This window comes from Streptosporangium sp. NPDC000239, from assembly GCF_040300765.1.
In the GTDB taxonomy this organism is placed as follows: domain Bacteria; phylum Actinomycetota; class Actinomycetes; order Streptosporangiales; family Streptosporangiaceae; genus Streptosporangium.
This window is the reverse complement of record NZ_JBEPEI010000002.1, coordinates 90191-106584: the sequence shown is the minus strand read 5'-3', so window position 1 is coordinate 106584 and position 16394 is coordinate 90191. Positions and strand designations below refer to the sequence as shown.

General features: G+C 70.4%; 15 protein-coding genes. 8 read left to right on the top strand and 7 right to left on the bottom strand.

Annotated elements, in window-relative coordinates:
• The first annotated feature begins 2 nt into the window (after nt 1–2).
• Together ABT340_RS06005 and ABT340_RS06000 are read left to right on the top strand one after the other, a co-directional pair.
• Nucleotides 3–365 carry a DUF742 domain-containing protein gene (locus ABT340_RS06005; protein ID WP_352009560.1) on the top strand — a complete coding sequence of 121 codons (363 nt, stop codon included), beginning with the start codon at nt 3–5 and terminating at the stop codon, nt 363–365.
• Entirely contained in the window at nt 346–933 is a 588-nt protein-coding gene (locus ABT340_RS06000) for a GTP-binding protein (RefSeq protein ID WP_352009559.1), read from the top strand. The genes ABT340_RS06005 and ABT340_RS06000 overlap by 20 nt, the downstream gene beginning before the upstream one ends.
• A gap of 63 nt (nt 934–996) precedes the next feature.
• Here the strand turns inward: ABT340_RS06000 and ABT340_RS05995 are convergent, their stop codons facing one another.
• The 4 genes from ABT340_RS05995 to ABT340_RS05980 form a co-directional block, all read right to left on the bottom strand.
• Nucleotides 997–1944: an ABC transporter substrate-binding protein gene (locus tag ABT340_RS05995; RefSeq protein ID WP_352009558.1), complete on the bottom strand. Its 948-nt coding sequence runs from the start codon at nt 1942–1944 to the stop codon at nt 997–999.
• Nucleotides 1941–2900, bottom strand: coding sequence for an ABC transporter substrate-binding protein (locus ABT340_RS05990; RefSeq protein WP_352009557.1), 960 nt, complete (start codon nt 2898–2900; stop codon nt 1941–1943). The genes ABT340_RS05995 and ABT340_RS05990 overlap by 4 nt, the downstream gene beginning before the upstream one ends.
• On the bottom strand, nt 2897–4774 hold the full coding sequence (locus tag ABT340_RS05985; RefSeq protein ID WP_352009556.1) for an ABC transporter permease: 1878 nt from the start codon (nt 4772–4774) through the stop codon (nt 2897–2899). The genes ABT340_RS05990 and ABT340_RS05985 overlap by 4 nt, the downstream gene beginning before the upstream one ends.
• Nucleotides 4775–4881: 107 nt before the next feature.
• Nucleotides 4882–5958 (bottom strand): quaternary amine ABC transporter ATP-binding protein, encoded by a 1077-nt coding sequence (locus ABT340_RS05980; protein WP_352009555.1) that lies wholly within the window; start codon nt 5956–5958, stop codon nt 4882–4884.
• A gap of 353 nt (nt 5959–6311) precedes the next feature.
• Here ABT340_RS05980 and ABT340_RS05975 point away from each other — a divergent pair, with 353 nt between their 5' ends.
• Complete coding sequence (locus tag ABT340_RS05975; protein ID WP_352009554.1) at nt 6312–8753, top strand: sensor histidine kinase; 2442 nt, start codon at nt 6312–6314, stop codon at nt 8751–8753.
• Nucleotides 8754–8756: 3 nt separating this feature from the next.
• On the top strand, nt 8757–9143 hold the full coding sequence (locus tag ABT340_RS05970) for a DUF742 domain-containing protein (RefSeq protein WP_352009553.1): 387 nt from the start codon (nt 8757–8759) through the stop codon (nt 9141–9143).
• A gap of 6 nt (nt 9144–9149) precedes the next feature.
• On the opposite strand, the gene ABT340_RS05965 is transcribed toward ABT340_RS05970, so the two are convergent.
• Both ABT340_RS05965 and ABT340_RS05960 read right to left on the bottom strand, forming a co-directional pair.
• Entirely contained in the window at nt 9150–10121 is a 972-nt protein-coding gene (locus ABT340_RS05965) for an SIS domain-containing protein (RefSeq protein WP_352009552.1), read from the bottom strand.
• An 82-nt stretch (nt 10122–10203) separates the two neighbouring features.
• Complete coding sequence (locus tag ABT340_RS05960) at nt 10204–11148, bottom strand: hypothetical protein (RefSeq protein WP_352009551.1); 945 nt, start codon at nt 11146–11148, stop codon at nt 10204–10206.
• Nucleotides 11149–11509: 361 nt separating this feature from the next.
• Between ABT340_RS05960 and ABT340_RS05955 the strand changes: the two genes are divergently transcribed.
• The 4 genes from ABT340_RS05955 to ABT340_RS05940 are packed head-to-tail and all read left to right on the top strand — an operon-like array spanning nt 11510 to nt 15642.
• Nucleotides 11510–12637 (top strand): polyamine ABC transporter substrate-binding protein, encoded by a 1128-nt coding sequence (locus ABT340_RS05955; RefSeq protein ID WP_352009550.1) that lies wholly within the window; start codon nt 11510–11512, stop codon nt 12635–12637.
• Nucleotides 12634–13509: an ABC transporter permease gene (locus tag ABT340_RS05950; protein WP_352009549.1), complete on the top strand. Its 876-nt coding sequence runs from the start codon at nt 12634–12636 to the stop codon at nt 13507–13509. Before ABT340_RS05955 ends, ABT340_RS05950 begins: the two co-directional genes overlap by 4 nt.
• Complete coding sequence (locus ABT340_RS05945) at nt 13502–14275, top strand: ABC transporter permease (RefSeq protein WP_352009548.1); 774 nt, start codon at nt 13502–13504, stop codon at nt 14273–14275. The genes ABT340_RS05950 and ABT340_RS05945 overlap by 8 nt, the downstream gene beginning before the upstream one ends.
• Nucleotides 14275–15642 carry a polyamine ABC transporter ATP-binding protein gene (locus ABT340_RS05940; RefSeq protein ID WP_352009547.1) on the top strand — a complete coding sequence of 456 codons (1368 nt, stop codon included), beginning with the start codon at nt 14275–14277 and terminating at the stop codon, nt 15640–15642. The genes ABT340_RS05945 and ABT340_RS05940 overlap by 1 nt, the downstream gene beginning before the upstream one ends.
• On the opposite strand, the gene ABT340_RS05935 is transcribed toward ABT340_RS05940, so the two are convergent.
• Entirely contained in the window at nt 15636–16244 is a 609-nt protein-coding gene (locus ABT340_RS05935; protein WP_352009546.1) for a TetR/AcrR family transcriptional regulator, read from the bottom strand. The genes ABT340_RS05940 and ABT340_RS05935 overlap by 7 nt on opposite strands.
• Nucleotides 16245–16394: the final 150 nt, after the last annotated feature.

Sequence of the window (16394 nt, the reverse complement as noted above, 5' to 3'; positions counted from 1 at the left end):
CCGTGCTCGGGAGTGATGGAAGTGGGGACGAGGAACCCCTGTTCCGTCCCTACACGGTCACCGGCGGTCGCGCCGAGCCGCGCTACCACATGGCGATCGAGACCTTGGTCTCCTCCTCGTTCATCATGGACGAGGAACTGGCCCTGCTCACCCCCGAGCAGGAGGCCATCATCAGGATGTGCCGGGCGTTCCGGTCGGTCGCCGAGATCTCGGCGCTGCTGAGGGTCCCGCTTGGCGTGGCCCGCGTGCTGGTGGCGGACATGGCGGACGAGGGACTCGTCCGCCTCCACCAGCCGAGCCTCGACAAGGGACAACCGGATCTCAACATGCTCGAAAGGGTTCTCAGTGGACTTCGCAGGCTCTAACCGTGGCGGCCTGACGTCGACGAAGATCGTCGTCGCCGGTGGCTTCGGCGTCGGCAAGACCACGTTCGTGGGTGCCGTCTCCGAGATCCTGCCGCTGACCACGGAGGCGGTGATGACCGACGCCAGCGCCGGCATCGACGACCTCGGCCTCACCCCGAACAAGGCGACGACCACGGTCGCCATGGACTTCGGCAGGCTGTCGCTGGACCAGGAACTGATCCTGTACCTGTTCGGCACGCCGGGCCAGCACCGGTTCTGGTTCATGTGGGACGACCTCGTCAAGGGCGCCATCGGCGCGGTGGTCCTGGTCGACACCCGGCGGCTGGCCGACGGCTTCCCGGCGATCGACTACTTCGAGGAGGCCAAGCTCCCCTTCGTGGTCGGCATCAACGGCTGGGACGGCAGGTTCCTCCACACGGAGGAGGAGGTGCGCGAGGCCCTGGCGCTCGCCCCGCACGTCCCCATCGTGCGCACCGACGCGCGCTCCCGTGACTCCGTCAAGGGCACGCTCATCACGCTGGTCGAGCACGTCCTGCGGGTCCGCGCCGCCTACGGCATGCCCGTCTGAGACCTCCGAGCACGGCGCGCGCGGGAGGGCCCCCTCCCGCGCCGCTCTCTCCCGTACGGCCGGTCAGGCGGGGATCCAGTCCTTCCAGACGATCGCGTTCTCCCTGACCCACTTCTCCGCGGCCTTCTCCGGGGTCATGTTCGCGTTGACGATGTCGTCGGCCACCGCGTTCTGGTCGTCGTTGCTCCAGGTGAAGTTGCGCACCAGCTCGTAGGCCCTGCCACCGGTCTCGGCGAACCTCCTGCTCACGACCTTGTCCAGCAGGTAGGGCGGGTAGTCGCAGGCCACCTTCTTGGGGTCGGCGTCGCAGCCGATCGCGTAGGGGGGAAGGTTGACCTTGACCAGCTTGAGCCGGGTGAACAGCCACTGCGGCTCGTAGAAGTACATCAGCAGCGGGGTCCGCCGTTCCGTGGCGACCTCCGCGGCGTTGATCAGAGCCTTCTCGCTTCCCGCGTAGACCACCTTGTAGTCGAGACGGAGATTGCGCACCAGCGCCTCGTCATTGGTGACATAGGAGGGGTCGCCGTCGAGAACCTGCCCGGCGTCACCGGACTTCTTGGTTCTGAACAGCCCGGCGTATTTGTTGAGGTTGCGCCAGTCGGTGATGCCGGGATATCGCTCGGCCATCCACTGGGGCACGTACCACCCGATGACACCCCTGTTGCCGTTGCGCCCGGCGGAGACCGCGACTTTCCTGTCCTCGATATAGGTTTTCTTCTCCGCCTCACGACCCCAGTTCTCGACGATGACGTCGACCGTCCCCTTTTCCATTCCCTCCCATGACTCGGTCTCGTTGAGCGGCACCTTCCGTACCGTGTAACCGAGCTCCCGTTCCAGCAGCACACCGAGGACGGCGGCGCTGGCCTCGTAGCCGACCCACGGGTTGACGGCGATCCGTACGAGGCCGCCGGTCACCGGCCGCCTCTGCTGCGGGGCGGAGCACCCGGGCAGCCACACCAGCAGTACGGCCGCCGCCACGAGGCGGGTCAGCGGATGCGACAGTGCCCTCACTGGGGCATCCAGGAGGACCAGACGGACTCGTTGGCCTTGATCCACTTCTCCGCGGCGGCCTCGGCGCTCAGGCCGTTGTTGACGATGTCGTTCGCGACGGCGTTCTGCGCCTCGTTCGTCCAGGAGAAGTTCCTGACCAGCTGGTAGGCCCGGCCGCCGGTCTCGGCGAACCTCCTGCTCACGACCTTGTCGAGGTCCAGCTCCGCGTAGTCGCAGGCGACCTTCTTGGGGTCGGCGTCGCAGCCTTCGGTGTGCGGGGGCAGGGTGACCCTGACCAGGTCGATCCTGTCGAAGAGCCAGTGCGGTTTCCAGAAGTAGAACAGCAGCGGCCTGCGCTGGCGCTGCGCCTGGGTCGCGGACTCGATCAGCGCCGCCTCGCTGCCCGCCACGACGACCTTCAGGTTCAGCCCGAGGTTCTTGATCAGGGCGTCCTCGTTGCTGACGTAGGACGGGTCGCCGAAGAGCAGCTGGCCCTTCCCGGCGGACTCGGAGGTCCTGAACAGGTTCGCGTACCTGTTGAGGTTGCGGTAGTCGGTGATGCCGGGATACTCCTTGGCCATCCAGCCGGGGATGTACCACCCGATGACGCCCTTGTTGCCGGTCGAACCGGCCTCGACGGCGACCTTCCTGTCCTGGATGAAGGTCTTCTTCAGGTCCTCGTGGCCCCAGTTCTCCACGATGACGTCGACGTCGCCCTTCTCGAAGCCCTCCCAGGAGACCTGCTCGGCGAGGTTCTCGCGTTTGACGGTGTAGCCGAGCTTCTTCTCCAGCAGGTGGGAGAGCACCGCCGTACTGGCCTCGTAACCGGCCCACGGGTTGACGGCGATCCGCACGACGGAGTCCGCCGGCGACGGCGCCGCGGCCTGACCCGTCTCGACCCTGGCGCCCGCGCATCCCGCGGCAAGCGCGACGGTGAGGGCGCCGGCGAGCAGACGGATGCTGCGTCCGATCCTCATGAGATCCTCTTCTTTCCGGGAGACCATCGGGGGACCTTCCTGGCGGGGCGCTCCGCGGCGCCCCTGGTGATCCGGTCGAGCGTGACCCCGACCAGAACCGTCGCCACTCCGGCGGCGAGCCCCATGCCGAAGTCGGCACGCCGGGCGAAGCCGGAGACGACGTCGTAGCCGAGCCCGCCCCCGCCGACCAGCCCGCCGACCACGACCATGGCGAGTGTCATGACGACGCCCTGGTTGGCGGCCAGCAGGATCGCCCCGCGGGCCAGGGGCAGGCGGACCTTCCACAGCACCTGCCACTCGGTCGAGCCACAGGATCGGGCGGCCTCGACGGCCGCCGGGGAGACGGCGCCGATCCCGTCCTGGACCAGCCGCGCGACCGGGGGCAGGGCGTAGACCACGCAGGCCAGGACCGCGGTGAACCTGCTCGCGCCGAACAGGGCCAGCGCGGGCAGCAGGTAGACGAACGACGGCATGGTCTGCGCGGCGTCGAGCAGCGGGCGCAGCACGGCGGAGAAGCGGGGGGAGCGGGCCGCGGCGACGCCGAGCGCGAGCCCGGCGGCCAGGGTCAGCGCCGTCCCGGTCAGCACGGTGGTCAGCGTCTCCATGGTGTGCCGCCACAGCCCGAGCGGGGCCGTGGCCAGCAGGCAGCAGACGGCGACGACGGCGTCGCGGGGACCGGCCCGGTGCCAGGCGACCACCAGCACGACCCCGGCGACCAGCCACCAGGGGGAGGAGGTCAGCACCTCCTGCAACGGGTTGAGCAGGGCCTCGGTCACGAGGTTCCTGATCGCGTCCGTGACGCCGTACCAGGAGAACTTCGCCCAGGTCACGGCGTCGTTGACCGGTCCGGCCAGGTGGAGCGTCCAGCCGGGAGGGAACCCGGTGCCCAGCAGCAGGGAGGCGGCGGCGCCGCAGAGCGCCAGGACCGCCGCGGCGAGTACGGCCCGGCGCGGCCGTCCTCCCGGTACGGCGCAGGCGGCGACCGTCCGGTCGAGGACGACGGCCAGCGCCACGACGGCCAGACCGGAGGGGAGCATGAGGCCGACATCGGCCCGGGACAGGCCGGTGACGATGCCCGAGCCGAGGCCGGGGGCCGCGATCAGCGCGGCGATCACCACCATGGACAGCGCCATCATGACGGTCTGGCCGACGGCCAGCGCGATCGTCGCGCGGGCCAGGGGCAGGTGGACCGTGCGCAGCGTCTGCCAGCGGGTCGCGCCGAGCGAGGCCGAGGCCTCGACCGCCGAGGGGGAGACCCGCTCGACGGCCAGCGCCGTGATCCTGATCGCCGGGGGGATCGCGTAGACCGTCGTGGCGACGACGGCCGCGGCCGGTCCTATCTGGAAGAACAGCACCATCGGCGCCAGGTAGGCGAAGGTCGGCATGATCTGCATCACGTCGAGGACCGGGTCGAGCAGGCGGCGCAGCCGTACCGAGCGGCCTGCCCACACGCCGAGCGGCAGGCCGAGCAGCAGGGAGAGCAGGACCGAGGCGAGCACGAGCGCGAGGGTTTCGGCGCTCTCCGGCCACACACCGAGCACCCCGAACGCGCAGAACCCGGCCAGCACGGTCACCGCGGTCCTCGGCCCACCGGCCAGCCAGCCGATCCCGCCCGCCAGTCCCATGGTCCCGGCCCAGCCGAGCTCCCGCAGGAGCAGGGCGAAGGCGTCGTTCAGGCCGCCGGCCAGCAGGCGCACGTAGTTGACCAGGAACAGGAAGATCGGGCTGGCGTTCCTGTTGGCGTCGACCCAGTCGCGCAGGTCGCCGATGAGGCGGAAGGCCGCCGCGTCCTCGTCGTGCGGCAGCGTCGCGCTTCCCCCGAAGAGCAGGTGGCAGGCCACGACGATCGCCGCGAACGCCACTGCGATCGGCACTGCGGCAGCCACTGTGGCCGCGGCCGTGGCGGTGAGCGCCGGTACGGCGGGTGGGGCCGGGGCGGCTCGCACGGAGGAGCTCAAGGAGGAGCGTAAAGGGGAGGAGGTCACACGCGGCCCGTTCCCGTCGCCGTTCCCGCGCCGGGCAGGCCGCTCATCGCGGACAGCAGGTCGAGCCGGTCGACGACGCCGACGGCCCGGCCGTTCTCGACGACGACGATCGGCAGCGCCGTCCCCATCGCGGTCGGCACCGCGTCGCGGATGACGGTCCCCGAGGGCAGGGGCGGGCCGTCGAGGCGCTCGCCGTCACGCGGGCGGCGGCAGATCCAGCGCAGCGAGAGCACCTCGCCCCTGGGCACGTCCCTGACGAAGGCGGCCACGTGGCCGTCGGCCGGGGTGCCGACCAGTTCCTCGGGGGTGCCGAGCTGGACGATCCCGCCGTCCCGCATGATCGCGATGCGTTCGCCCAGCCTGAGCGCCTCGGACAGGTCGTGGGTGACGAACACCATGGTCGTGCCGGCCTCGCGGTGCAGGCGGGTGACCTCGGCCTGCATGTCCCTGCGGATCAGCGGGTCGAGCGCGCTGAAGGGCTCGTCGAACAACAGCACCTCGGGCTCGCAGGCCAGCGCCCTGGCCAGGCCGACCCGCTGCCGCATGCCGCCGGAGAGCATGTCGGGCCGGGCGTCGGCGAAGCCGTCGAGGCCGACCAGGGACAGCAGCTCCCCCGCTCTGCGCCGCCGCCTGGCCCTGGGGACGCCCTGGATCTCCAGGCCGTAGGCGATGTTGTCGAGGACCCCCCGGTGCGGCAGCAGGCCGAAGTGCTGGAAGACCATGCTCACCCGGTGCCGCCGCAGCTGCCTGAGCTGCGTGGGGGAGGCGGTGCGCACATCCTGCCCGGCGATCGTGATCTCTCCGGCGCTCGGCTCGACCAGCCGGGTCAGGCACCGGATCAGGGTGGACTTCCCGCTGCCCGACAGGCCCATCACGACGAACGCCTCGCCGGGCCGTACCGAGAGGGTGACGTCCCTGACCGCGGCGACGCAGCCGGTGCGCTCCCTGAGCTCGGTAGGGGACAGGCGGGTGAGGAGGTCGCGGGGAAGGCGGTCGGCGCCGGGGCCGAAGATCTTCCACAGCCCGCGCACCTCGATCGCGGCACCGCCGGACGGGACCACTGACTCCTCCAACCTGACATCCGGATTCGGTGGGCCAAGGACGTAGTGAGTCAAGATATGAGGGAAATATCGCCAATTACAATGATGTGGCCTTCTGGAGATGTTTTGTGGTTTAAACGGCTGTCCTTAATTGTTGACTGGAACGGTGTAAACGGTCAAGTGACGCATAAAAACGTAATGGATATATAAGGATGTCCGTAACGAGGATTCCAGTCTGGAAATGAGGATTGATACTTCCGGGGTGTGGTCCCATAAGTAGTCATTCATGAAGGTGTGTTCGATTGGCCCAATAGGTTGAGATGTGCTCGAATTGCCGGGGCCGTGGGAAATTCGGCCGGTATTCGTCCACCGAGAGGCAGCGTTCGGTGAGTACACACAAGATCGAGGGGGCGGGCAGCGGCCTCCGCCTGCGGAACTGGCGGGTGCGCTCCAGGCTCGTCGCGCTCATCCTGGTTCCCACGGCGGCGGCGGTGCTGCTCGGCGGGATCCAGGTCGCCGCCTCCCTGCGCGCCTCCACCGACTACCAGCGGGTCAACGACCTGGCCAGACTCTCCGACCACATCGGGGCACTCACCCACGCGCTGGCCCAGGAACGGGACCTGACCTCCTGGTACGTCGCCCAGGGCCGTCCGCAGCGTCAGACGCAGGCCGTACGGCGGCAGATGGAGGCGGTCGACGCCGAGGCGACGGGCGTGCGGGACGGCGCGGCCCTGCTCAGGACCGCGGTCGGCGGCCGGACCAGGGACGAGGTCGAGACCGTGATCACCCGGCTGGACGACCTCGGCCCGCTGCGGGACCGGGCGATGGGCCCCTCGCTGCTGCCGGACGCGGCCGTGGACGCCTACACCCTGGTCATCGGCGACCTGCTGTCCCTCCACGACGAACTCGGCAAGGGCAGCGACGACGACGCGCTGTTCGGCCAGGCGCTGACCCTCGGGGCGCTGGCCAGGGCGAAGGAGGCCCTGTCGCTGCAACGGGCGCTGCTGTCCGTCGTCCTGGTCGCGGGCCGGTTCGAACAGGACCAGATGGAGAGGTTCCTCGGCGCGCTCTCCGAGGAACGCAACGCGCGCCGGGCCTTCGCCGTCGAGGCCGGAAGCGAGGAACGCCGCCTGTTCGGCGAGACCGCCGACGGCCGTACCGCCGACCGGGCCGAGTTCCTCCGCGAACTGGTGCTGCTGCGCGCCTCCTCCGGCGCCTCCCTCAAAGGCCTCGACCTGGCGAGGAAGGACGACGCCAAGGAGTGGTACGACGCGGCGACCGTCACCATCGACCGGATGCGCGAGATCGAACGGCGGCACACCCAGGCCATCGTCGCCCGCAGCCAGGAACTCGGCGCCGCCGAGCAGAGCCGCGCCCTGCTGACGGCCGCAGGCGTCGCCGGTCTGCTGCTGGTCGTGCTCCTGATCACCACCGGGGTCGCGCGCTCGCTGGTCAAGCCGCTGCGGCGGCTGCGGAGGGAGGCGCTGCGGATCGCCGAGGACCGGCTGCCCGCCTACGTCCAGCAGGTGCGCGAGTCACGTGACGGCGAGGTCGCCGCCGAGGTCGTCCCGGTCGGCGTGCTGTCCCGCGACGAGATCGGCGAGGTCGCCCGCGCCTTCGACGAGGTCCACCGGGAGGCGGTACGGCTGGCGGGGGAGGAGGCCAGGCTGCGCACCACCGTCAACGCGATGTTCGTCAACCTCTCCCGCCGCAGCCAGACCCTGGTCGAACGCCAGCTCACCCTGGTCGAACGGCTCGAACGCGGCGAACGCGACGACCGGCGCCTGGCCGACCTGTTCAAACTCGACCACCTCGCGACCCGGATGCGCCGCAACAGCGAGAACCTCCTCGTCCTGGCCGGTCAGGAGGTCGCACGGCGCTGGCGGACCCCCGTCGAGCTGATGGACGTGGTCCGCGCCTCACTGTCGGAGGTGGAGAACTACGACCGGGTGGCGATCCGCGTCCAGGCGGAGGCCGCGGTCATCGGCCCCGCGGTCAGCGACGTGGTCCACCTGCTCGCCGAACTGCTGGAGAACGCGCTGTCCTTCTCCCCGAAGGAGAACCCGGTCGTGGTCTCCAGCGGCGTCATCGACGGCGGGGGCGTGATGATCTCGGTGGCCGACCAGGGCATCGGCATGACGCTGGAGGAACTCGCCGAGGTGAACCGGCGCCTGGCGGGCCCGCAGGGCGCCGACGCCTCGACCGCGCGCCGCATGGGCCTGTTCGTGGTCGGCCGTCTCGCGTTCAAGCACGGCATCCGCGTCCAGCTCCGCCCGCAGGAGGCGATGGGCCTGACCGCCATGGTCCTGCTGCCCGAGACACTCCTGACCTCGGTCACCACGCACAACGGGGCGGCGGTCCTCGCGGCGCCCGCGGTCGTGTCCGAGGAGGCCGTCGCGCCGCTGCCCGGCACCGGGGTCCCGGCGCAGGAGGAGGAGTTCCTGCCGATCTTCGCCTCGGTCGAGTCGGGCTGGTTCCGCGCCGGAGCCGCGCCCCCGTTCTCCGGCTCGGCCTCGACGGGAGGTCCGGGATCGACGGGAGAGGTCCCGATCGCGGCGGGAGAGCCGGAATCGTGGTCCTCCCCGGGGGACGACGGCTGGCAGGCGGCCAAGGTCGCAGGCGACCCGGCCCTCGGGGGGACGACCTCCTCCGGCCTGCCGCGCCGTACCCCGCGGGCGAACCTGGTGCCGGGCTCCGTCGCCGGCCCCCCGGGCGGCCCGCCCCCGGCCAGGCACGCCAGGTCGGCCGACCTGGCGCGCACCCGGATGTCGAGCTTCCAGGACGGGGTGCGCAGGGCCCGCAACGAACTCCCGAAACGGGAGAGCTGAGCCATGGCGGGACACGACCCCTGGTACGGCGAACGGCCCGCCGAACCGGCCGAGGAGGAGAGTTCCCTGGTCAGGATGTACGCCGTGACCGGGGGAAGGACGACGCCCTCGGCCGGGCTCGCCATGGAGGCCCTGGTCTCCTCGGCCACCTCGGCCAGGCTCGGCCTGTCCTACGTCCGGGAGTACCGCGCGATCAGCGAGCTGTGCCACCAGGTCCGCTCGGTCGCCGAGATCTCGGCCCTGCTGGGCGTTCCCCTCGGCGTGGCCCGGGTCCTGATCTCCGACATGGAGGCGGAGGGGCTGGTGCGCGTGCACCGTCCCAGGGGCGAGGCGGGCGGTCCCGACCTGGCCACCCTCGAACGGGTCCTCAGTGGGCTGCACCGCCTCTGACCCGGCTCAGGCTTCCGCGAGGGCTCCCGCGAGCCACCAGCGCGCGGCGACCAGCTCCGCAACGAGGGTCTCGGTGAGCAGGGCGACGTCCCGGTCGTCGTCGTGCCGGTAGCGCACACTCGCCCTGGCACCGGGCACCTCACCGCCGACCGCCAGGACGGCCGAGCCGCGCCGGGCGATCCACTCCATCGCCTGGTCGTCGTAGCGCGAGCCGGGGAACAGCAGCGCGCGGTAGTCGAGGGTCTTGGTGAGGTAGACGTCCACGTGGGACCAGTCGCCGCTCTCGCAGGCGTCGGCCGCCCGGCGCGGTCCCTCCCGGAACATCAGCGCCGACTGCTCGGCCGAGGACAGGCGCTCGACGGGGGCGATCGTGTGGACGCCGTCCGGCCCGTCGAGCAGCTCGGCCGCCGTCTCAAGCCACAGGTCACGGCGTTCGAGCAGGTCGCCGGTGGCCTCGGCGGTACGGCGCAGCAGCGCGGGCACACCGGTGCCGGTGCCGGTGAGACGGTCGCGCAGGGCCAGCAGCAGGGCCAGGGTGTGCTGGAAGGTCCGGCAGGCGACGCCACCGCGTTCCTCGCCCGCCGCCATCGGCACCACCAGGTCGGCCCCCTCGGTGACCGGGGAGCCCGGGGTGTTGGTCATCGCCAGCACGAAGGACCGTCCCCGGTAACGGGCCAGCGCGTCGAGGGTCTCCCGGCTGCCGCCGGTCGCGGAGATCGCGACGACCAGGGTGTCCGGGAGGGCCGGGGGCAGCAGGTCACCGGAGGCGTACTCGGCGACCGCCTCGACCCCCGCCGCCCGCAGCCGCAGCGCGGCGACCCCCGCGGCGTACCGTGAGCTGCCCATGCCCAGCAGGAGCACCCGCCCGATCCGGCCGGGGAGCCCGGCGAAGGGGTCGGTCTCGGCGAGGAGCCCGGCGAGGTCGGCCAGCGCGGCGGGCTTGGCCTCCAGGTCGGCGAGGTACAGCTCGGGATTCACGGTCTCTCCTGGTCGGCTCGTAGGGCGTCGGCTCGCGCGCCGTCACGGGTGACGCATACGCGTTTGTCACGGGTGGGCGCTGTCACGGGTAACGGGAGCGCAGGACGCCCATCGGGGCGTACCGCCAGCGGGGCAGGTGCCGGGCGGCGTAGATCAGCTCCCGGCACTCCTGCTCGATCTCGAACGGGTGGAGCAGGGAACGGTCCAGCAGGCCGGCGTGGCCGTGCTCCGCCAGCCGGGTCAGGTAGGCCTCCCCGAGGACGGCGACGGCCTCGGCCGCCCACCGGCCGGTCGCCGACGGGTCGGCGCCGCGGCGTCTGACGGCGACCTGCCCGGCGTGCTCCAGGCTGGTGGTGAGCTGGGCCAGGTCACGGGCCACGGGCTGGTGGAGGTCCGCCTCGGTGACGGTGGGGTTGCCGTCGAAGTCGATCACCGCGTACCCCTCCCGCCAGCGCAGGATCTGTCCCACGTGCAGGTCGCCGTGGACGCGCACGAGCGGCGTCGGGCCGGTCGAGGCCAGCGGCGCCAGCCCGGCGCGCAGCGCGTCGGCGCGCTCGCGCAGCCAACGCCCGTCCGTGTCCTCGTCCGTGTCCCCGGCTGTGTCCCCTGTGTCCCCGGTCAGGGCGAGCGCCTCCCGCAGGGCCTTCTCGGCGCGGGCGGCCAGGTCCCGCCCCAGGTCGTGCGCCCGCCGTACCGGGTCGGGGAAGGTCGCGGAGGGGGTGGCGAGCGCCGCGTGCAGGTCGGCGGCCAGCGCGCCCAGGTCGGCGGCGAAGGCCGTACGGCCCGCGGCGGCCTCCTCGACGCACCACTGCCAGCCGTCCACCGCGCCGGGGAGGTAGGCGGTGACCAGGGCGAGCAGCCTCCCCTCCCGGCAGAGCGCCGCGTACGGCGTCGCGGTCGCGGTGAAACCGGTCTCCGCGAGATGGGCGAGCAGGTCAGGGGCGGGCTGGGGGAGCGGGGCGGGCGGGGTGAACCACTTGACGACCACGCTCTCCCCGACGACCACCGAGTGGTTGGTCTGGTCCACGCCGACCCCTCGCTCGGCGCCGGAACCCATAACACGGGAGGCCGTTAGTTGAACTCCTGTTGAAAAGTCGGAGACCGGGGTGAAGGGGAGAGGACCGAATCTCCTGACCGTGAAGGGAGGGGGAATCTCGCTGTTCAGGGCCTCGACCAGCGCGTGACTGCGGCCGTCTCCCGCCTGTGGCACGGTGTTCAGCCGAGTCCAGATTGAAGTGAAGTGCAACAGGCGGACCAAACTTTCCAGGGGTGATGACGCGCAAAGTCTTGCCCAAGTTATGGTTGGCTGCAACACTCCTGGTTTGGTCTGCCGTGTCCGTAACGGTCGGTGTCCACCACTTATCCCGAAAACTGAAGGAGTAGCGGCCGTGTCCCGTGCCCGGTACCCCCGTCGTCTTCCGGCTGTCACCCTGGTGGCCGGTCTCGCATTAGCCGTATCGGCCTGCGGCGGAGGAACCACGGCGGCCCTTCCCGAGGCGACCCCCTCGGCGTCGGCGGAGCAGCTCAACCCCAACGCGAACCTGTCCAAGCAGAGCGTGACCATCTCGGTGTGGCCGGGTTATACCCCCGAGGACCTGGCCGCGCGGGTCGAGGAGAAGCTCAGGTTCAAGCTCAAGGTGGCCACGCACGACACCAACGAGATCATCATGGGCAAGCTGACCGGGGGCGCCGACACCGGTATCGACGTGGCCTTCGTCTCCGGCCAGTACGCCCAGGCGCTCAACGCTGCGGGCCTGCTCGAACCGATCCACCCCGAGCTCATCCCCAACCTGGCCAACCTCTACCCCGAGGCCAAGGAGCTCGCCTTCGACCCGGGCAACGCCTTCTCCGTCCCCTACACCTGGGGGACGACCGGCATCTGCTACCGCAGTGACCTGCTGAAGACGCCGCCGACGAGCTGGAACGACATCCTCAGCCCGCCGGAGGACGCCAGGAAGAAGGTCACCATGATGACCACCGAGCGCTGGCTGGCACTGCCCGCCGTCAAGGCGCTCGGGATGTCCGTCAACACCCGCAACGACCAGGACCTGGCCAAGGTCAAGGAGAAGCTGGTCGCCGCCAAGCCGAACCTGCTCGGCTACGACGACGTCACCTTCGGCGACCGCCTCAAGAGCGGTGAGGCCGTCATGGTCGAGGCGTGGGACGGCTGGTGCCCCACCTCGGAGAAGAACATCAAGTTCGTGGTGCCCAGAGAGGGCAGCGACCTGTGGGTCGACACCATGGTCGTGCTGCGCGGCTCCAAGAACAAGGAGGCGGCGCACGCCTTCATCAACTTCATCCTGGACCCGAAGATCCACGGCTGGGCCGCGCGGAACATCCTCTACAAGGTTCCGAACAAGGCCGCCATGGACGCGCTGCCCGCCGAGCTCAAGCAGAAGAACGCGCCGCTGCAGATGACCCCGTCCCAGCTGCTCGCCGGCGAGTCCATCGTCGACCTGGGCGATGACTCCGCGAAGTACACCCGACTCGCCACCGAGGTCAAGGCAGCGCAGTGACAGCCCCCGCCGTCTCCGGCGCGACCGTCAACTCCCGGTCGCGCCGGTCACGTCTGGCGGAGCGGCTCGCCTTCCTCGGGCCTGGGCTGGCCTACCTGATCGTCCTGCTGCTGATCCCGCTGGTGACGGTCCTGAGCTTCTCCCTTTTCCGCAGGGGGCGCTTCGGCGGGGTCATCTACGAGGCCAGTGCGGACAACCTCGTGCGCCTGGCCGATCCGATCTACCTCGACATCCTGCTCGGCTCGCTGCGGACGGCCCTGATCGCCACGCTGGTCGCGTTGCTGCTCGGCTACCCGACGGCGTACCTGATCGCCAGGCTTCCCAGGAAGTGGAAGACGGTCGCGCTGGTGGCGATCGTGCTGCCCTTCTGGACGAACCTGCTGATCAGGGTCTACGCCTGGATCGTGCTGCTGAGCGGCCCCGGGCTGGTCAACTCCGCCCTGGGCAGGCTCGGTCTCGGCCCCTTCGAGTTCCTGTACAACCAGGGCACCGTCGTCGTCGGGCTGGTCTACTCCTACCTGCCGCTGATGGTGCTGCCGCTGTACGCGGCGATCGAGCGGCTCGACCCCCGCCTGGCCGAGGCCTCGGCCAACCTCGGGGCCAGGCCCGCCCGCACGTTCCTCTCGGTGACGTTGCCGCTGACGCTGCCCGGCGTCCTGACCGGCTGCCTGTTCGTGTTCGTCCCGAGCTTCGGGAACTTCGTCATCCCCGAACTGCTCGGCGGCGGACGTTCGATCATGGTCGGCAACCTGATCAGGGACCAGTTCCTCACCGCGCGGGACTGGCCGTTCGGGTCCGCCCTCACGCTGGCGCTGCTCGCGGTGCTGGTCGTCCTGCTCCTCCTGCAGGCATGGAGTGCCCGCCGTGCGTAGACCGCGTCTCCTCCACGTCCCCTTCTGGGCGACCTATGTGTTCCTCTACACGCCGATCGTCGTGTTCGTCGTCATGTCGTTCAACGCGGGGAGGTCGCCCTACTCCTTCACCGGCCTCAGCCTGAAGTGGTACGGCAAGCTCGCCGGGAACGCCCTGGTACGCGAGGGCCTGGTCAACACGCTGATCGTGGCCGCGGGATCGACGGCGCTCGCGACCGTGCTCGGCACCCTGCTCGCCGTGGGCCTGGCCAGGCACACCAGGTCACGGGTGCTCGACACGCTCAGCGTGCTGCCGGCCGTACTGCCCGACCTGGTGCTGGCCATCGGGCTGCTGGTCTTCTACGCGGCGGTCAGGAAGACGCTCGGCCTGCACTCGGTGCTGCTCGCGCACACGGTCTTCGGCATGGCGTTCGTGACGGCGGTCGTGCGCACCCGGCTCACCCACGTGGACGACTCCCTTGAGGAGGCCTCGCGGGACCTGGGCGCCTCGCCGTTCACCACGTTCGTGCGAGTCACGCTGCCGCAGCTCATGCCGGGCATCGCGGCGGGCGCGCTGCTGGCGTTCACGCTCTCCGTCGACGAGTTCGTGATCGCCTTCTTCACCGCGGCGCCGACCACGCCGACCCTGCCCATCGTCATCTACTCAATGGTCCGCTTCGGGGTCACCCCGGAGATCAACGCGCTGGCGACGCTGCTGCTGGCCGTGAGTTTCACGGTGGTGATCGCGGCCCAGCGGATGACCCGACTGACGGAGTCACTGTCCTGATGCTGCAGATCACAGATGTCAGCCGCCGTTTCGGCGACGTCACGGCGCTGTCGGGGGTCTCCCTGGAGATCCGCCAGGGTGAGTTCTTCGCGTTGCTCGGCCCGAGCGGCTGTGGCAAGACCACCCTGCTGCGGATCCTGGCGGGCTTCGAGACGCCGGACGCGGGCACCGTCACCCTCGACGGCGCCGACCTGCTCACCCAGGCCGCGCACCGCCGCCCGGTCAACCTCATGTTCCAGTCGTACGCGCTGTTCCCGCACATGACCGTGGCCAAGAACGTCGCCTACGGCCTTGAGCGGGAGCGGCTGCCCAAGGCCGAGATCCGGGAGCGGGTCGCCGAGGTCCTGGAGAAGGTCGGCCTGGCCGAGGCGGCGGGCCGCAGGCCGGACAGGCTCTCCGGAGGCCAGCGGCAACGGGTCGCGCTGGCCAGGGCGATCGTGAAACGGCCCAGGCTGCTGCTGCTGGACGAACCGCTCTCCGCGCTGGACAAGAAGGTCCGCGCCGAGATGCAGCTCGAACTCAAGCGGCTCCAGCACGAGGTCGGGATCACCTTCGTCGTGGTCACCCACGACCAGGAGGAGGCGATGTCGCTCGCCGACCGCATCGCCGTCCTGTCCGCGGGCCGGGTCGAGCAGGTGGACGCCCCGGTCACGCTGTACGAACGGCCCGCGACGCCGTTCGTCGCCGGGTTCGTCGGGGCCAACAACCTCTTCACGGGTACGGCCTGCGCGGGCGGGCTGACCTGCGAGGGAGTCGGCGTGCTGGCCGGGCCGGACGGGCTGCCCGAGGGGGCGGCGGCGCTGCTGGCCGTACGGCCGGAGCGGATCAGGCTCACGGAGGTCGCGGAACCCGTGGCGCCGGATCCGGGTGACGCCGTCGAGAGCACCGTCGAAAGCGTCGTCCAGAGCACTGCCGAGAGCACTGCCGAGAGCGCCTCCGTGAGCGCCTCCGTGAGCGGCGACGGCGTGGGCGAGGACGCGGAAAACGGCGCTGAGCGGCTCTCTGAGAACGGCGGTGACGACGCCTCCGGGACCGCCGAGCGGGAGAACGCCTCCGGTGACACCGGGCAGGCGGCGCAGGAGGCCCTGCAGGACGCTGAGGTCGTCACTGAGGGCCAAGGGACGGCATCCGCTGACAAGGGCCCGGATGTGGACAATACGCCTTCTGAGGCCACTGAGGCTGCCGGAGCGTTGCGGGGGAGGGTGGCCGATGTCAGCTTCTACGGCGGCGTGTCACACGTCTCGGTTCTCGTGCCCGGTCGCGACGGCGTGGTCCTTGTGGCGACGCAGGGGGCGACGCGGGTCCAGGTGGGGTCTTCGGTGACCCTCACCTGGGCGGCGGAGGACGGGGTGCTGATCCCTCAATGAGACGTCTTGAGCGGGTTGTTCGTGGCGGTCCTGGCGTAGGCGAGGATCAGCTCCGCCGCCTCATCCGGGCCGATCACCGGGTGGCGGGCCGTTATGCGGTAACCGTACGCGTCTTCGAGCGCGACGAGGTTGCGCGCGATGACCAGGGAGTCGTCGGACAGGGTGAAGGTCCCCAGCGCGGCTCCGGTCTCCAGGATGCTCTGGTACATCGAGACCTGGCGGTCGTAGAGCGTGGTGAGCAGCAGGGCGTACATCCTGTTGCGGGGCGCGGCTCCGCCGAGCTCGTTGAGCAGCCGGACCTCCGGATCGTCGGGACCGTGTGGCAGGCCGGAGCGGATGGTCACGACAAGCTTCTCGACGGGGTCGCGCATGCCGCTGATCCGCTTGATCCGCTGCTCGTAGAAGCGCTCCATGCCGGCGTGGTGCGCGTCGACCAGCAGTTCGCCGAGCTGGGGGTAGTGGTACAGCACGGCGCCGGAGGTCAGACCGGCCTCCTCGGCGACGTGGTTGAGGTGCACCCCCTCGGTGCCGTGCCGGATGATCGCCCGGTGTGCGGCGGCGATGAGATCGAGGCGCCGATCCGCCCGTCTCTTGCGCGTCATATTCCCCCACTCGTTCGGGACCCGGTTCAGTACCGGGGTCCATAGTGACCGTTTCCTAGCGTTTTAGCTAGAGCAAGTATTGAATCATTCTTCAAGCCGCATAACTCCCAGTCACTTGGAGGCGTGATGTCACTCACGATCCTGTTCATG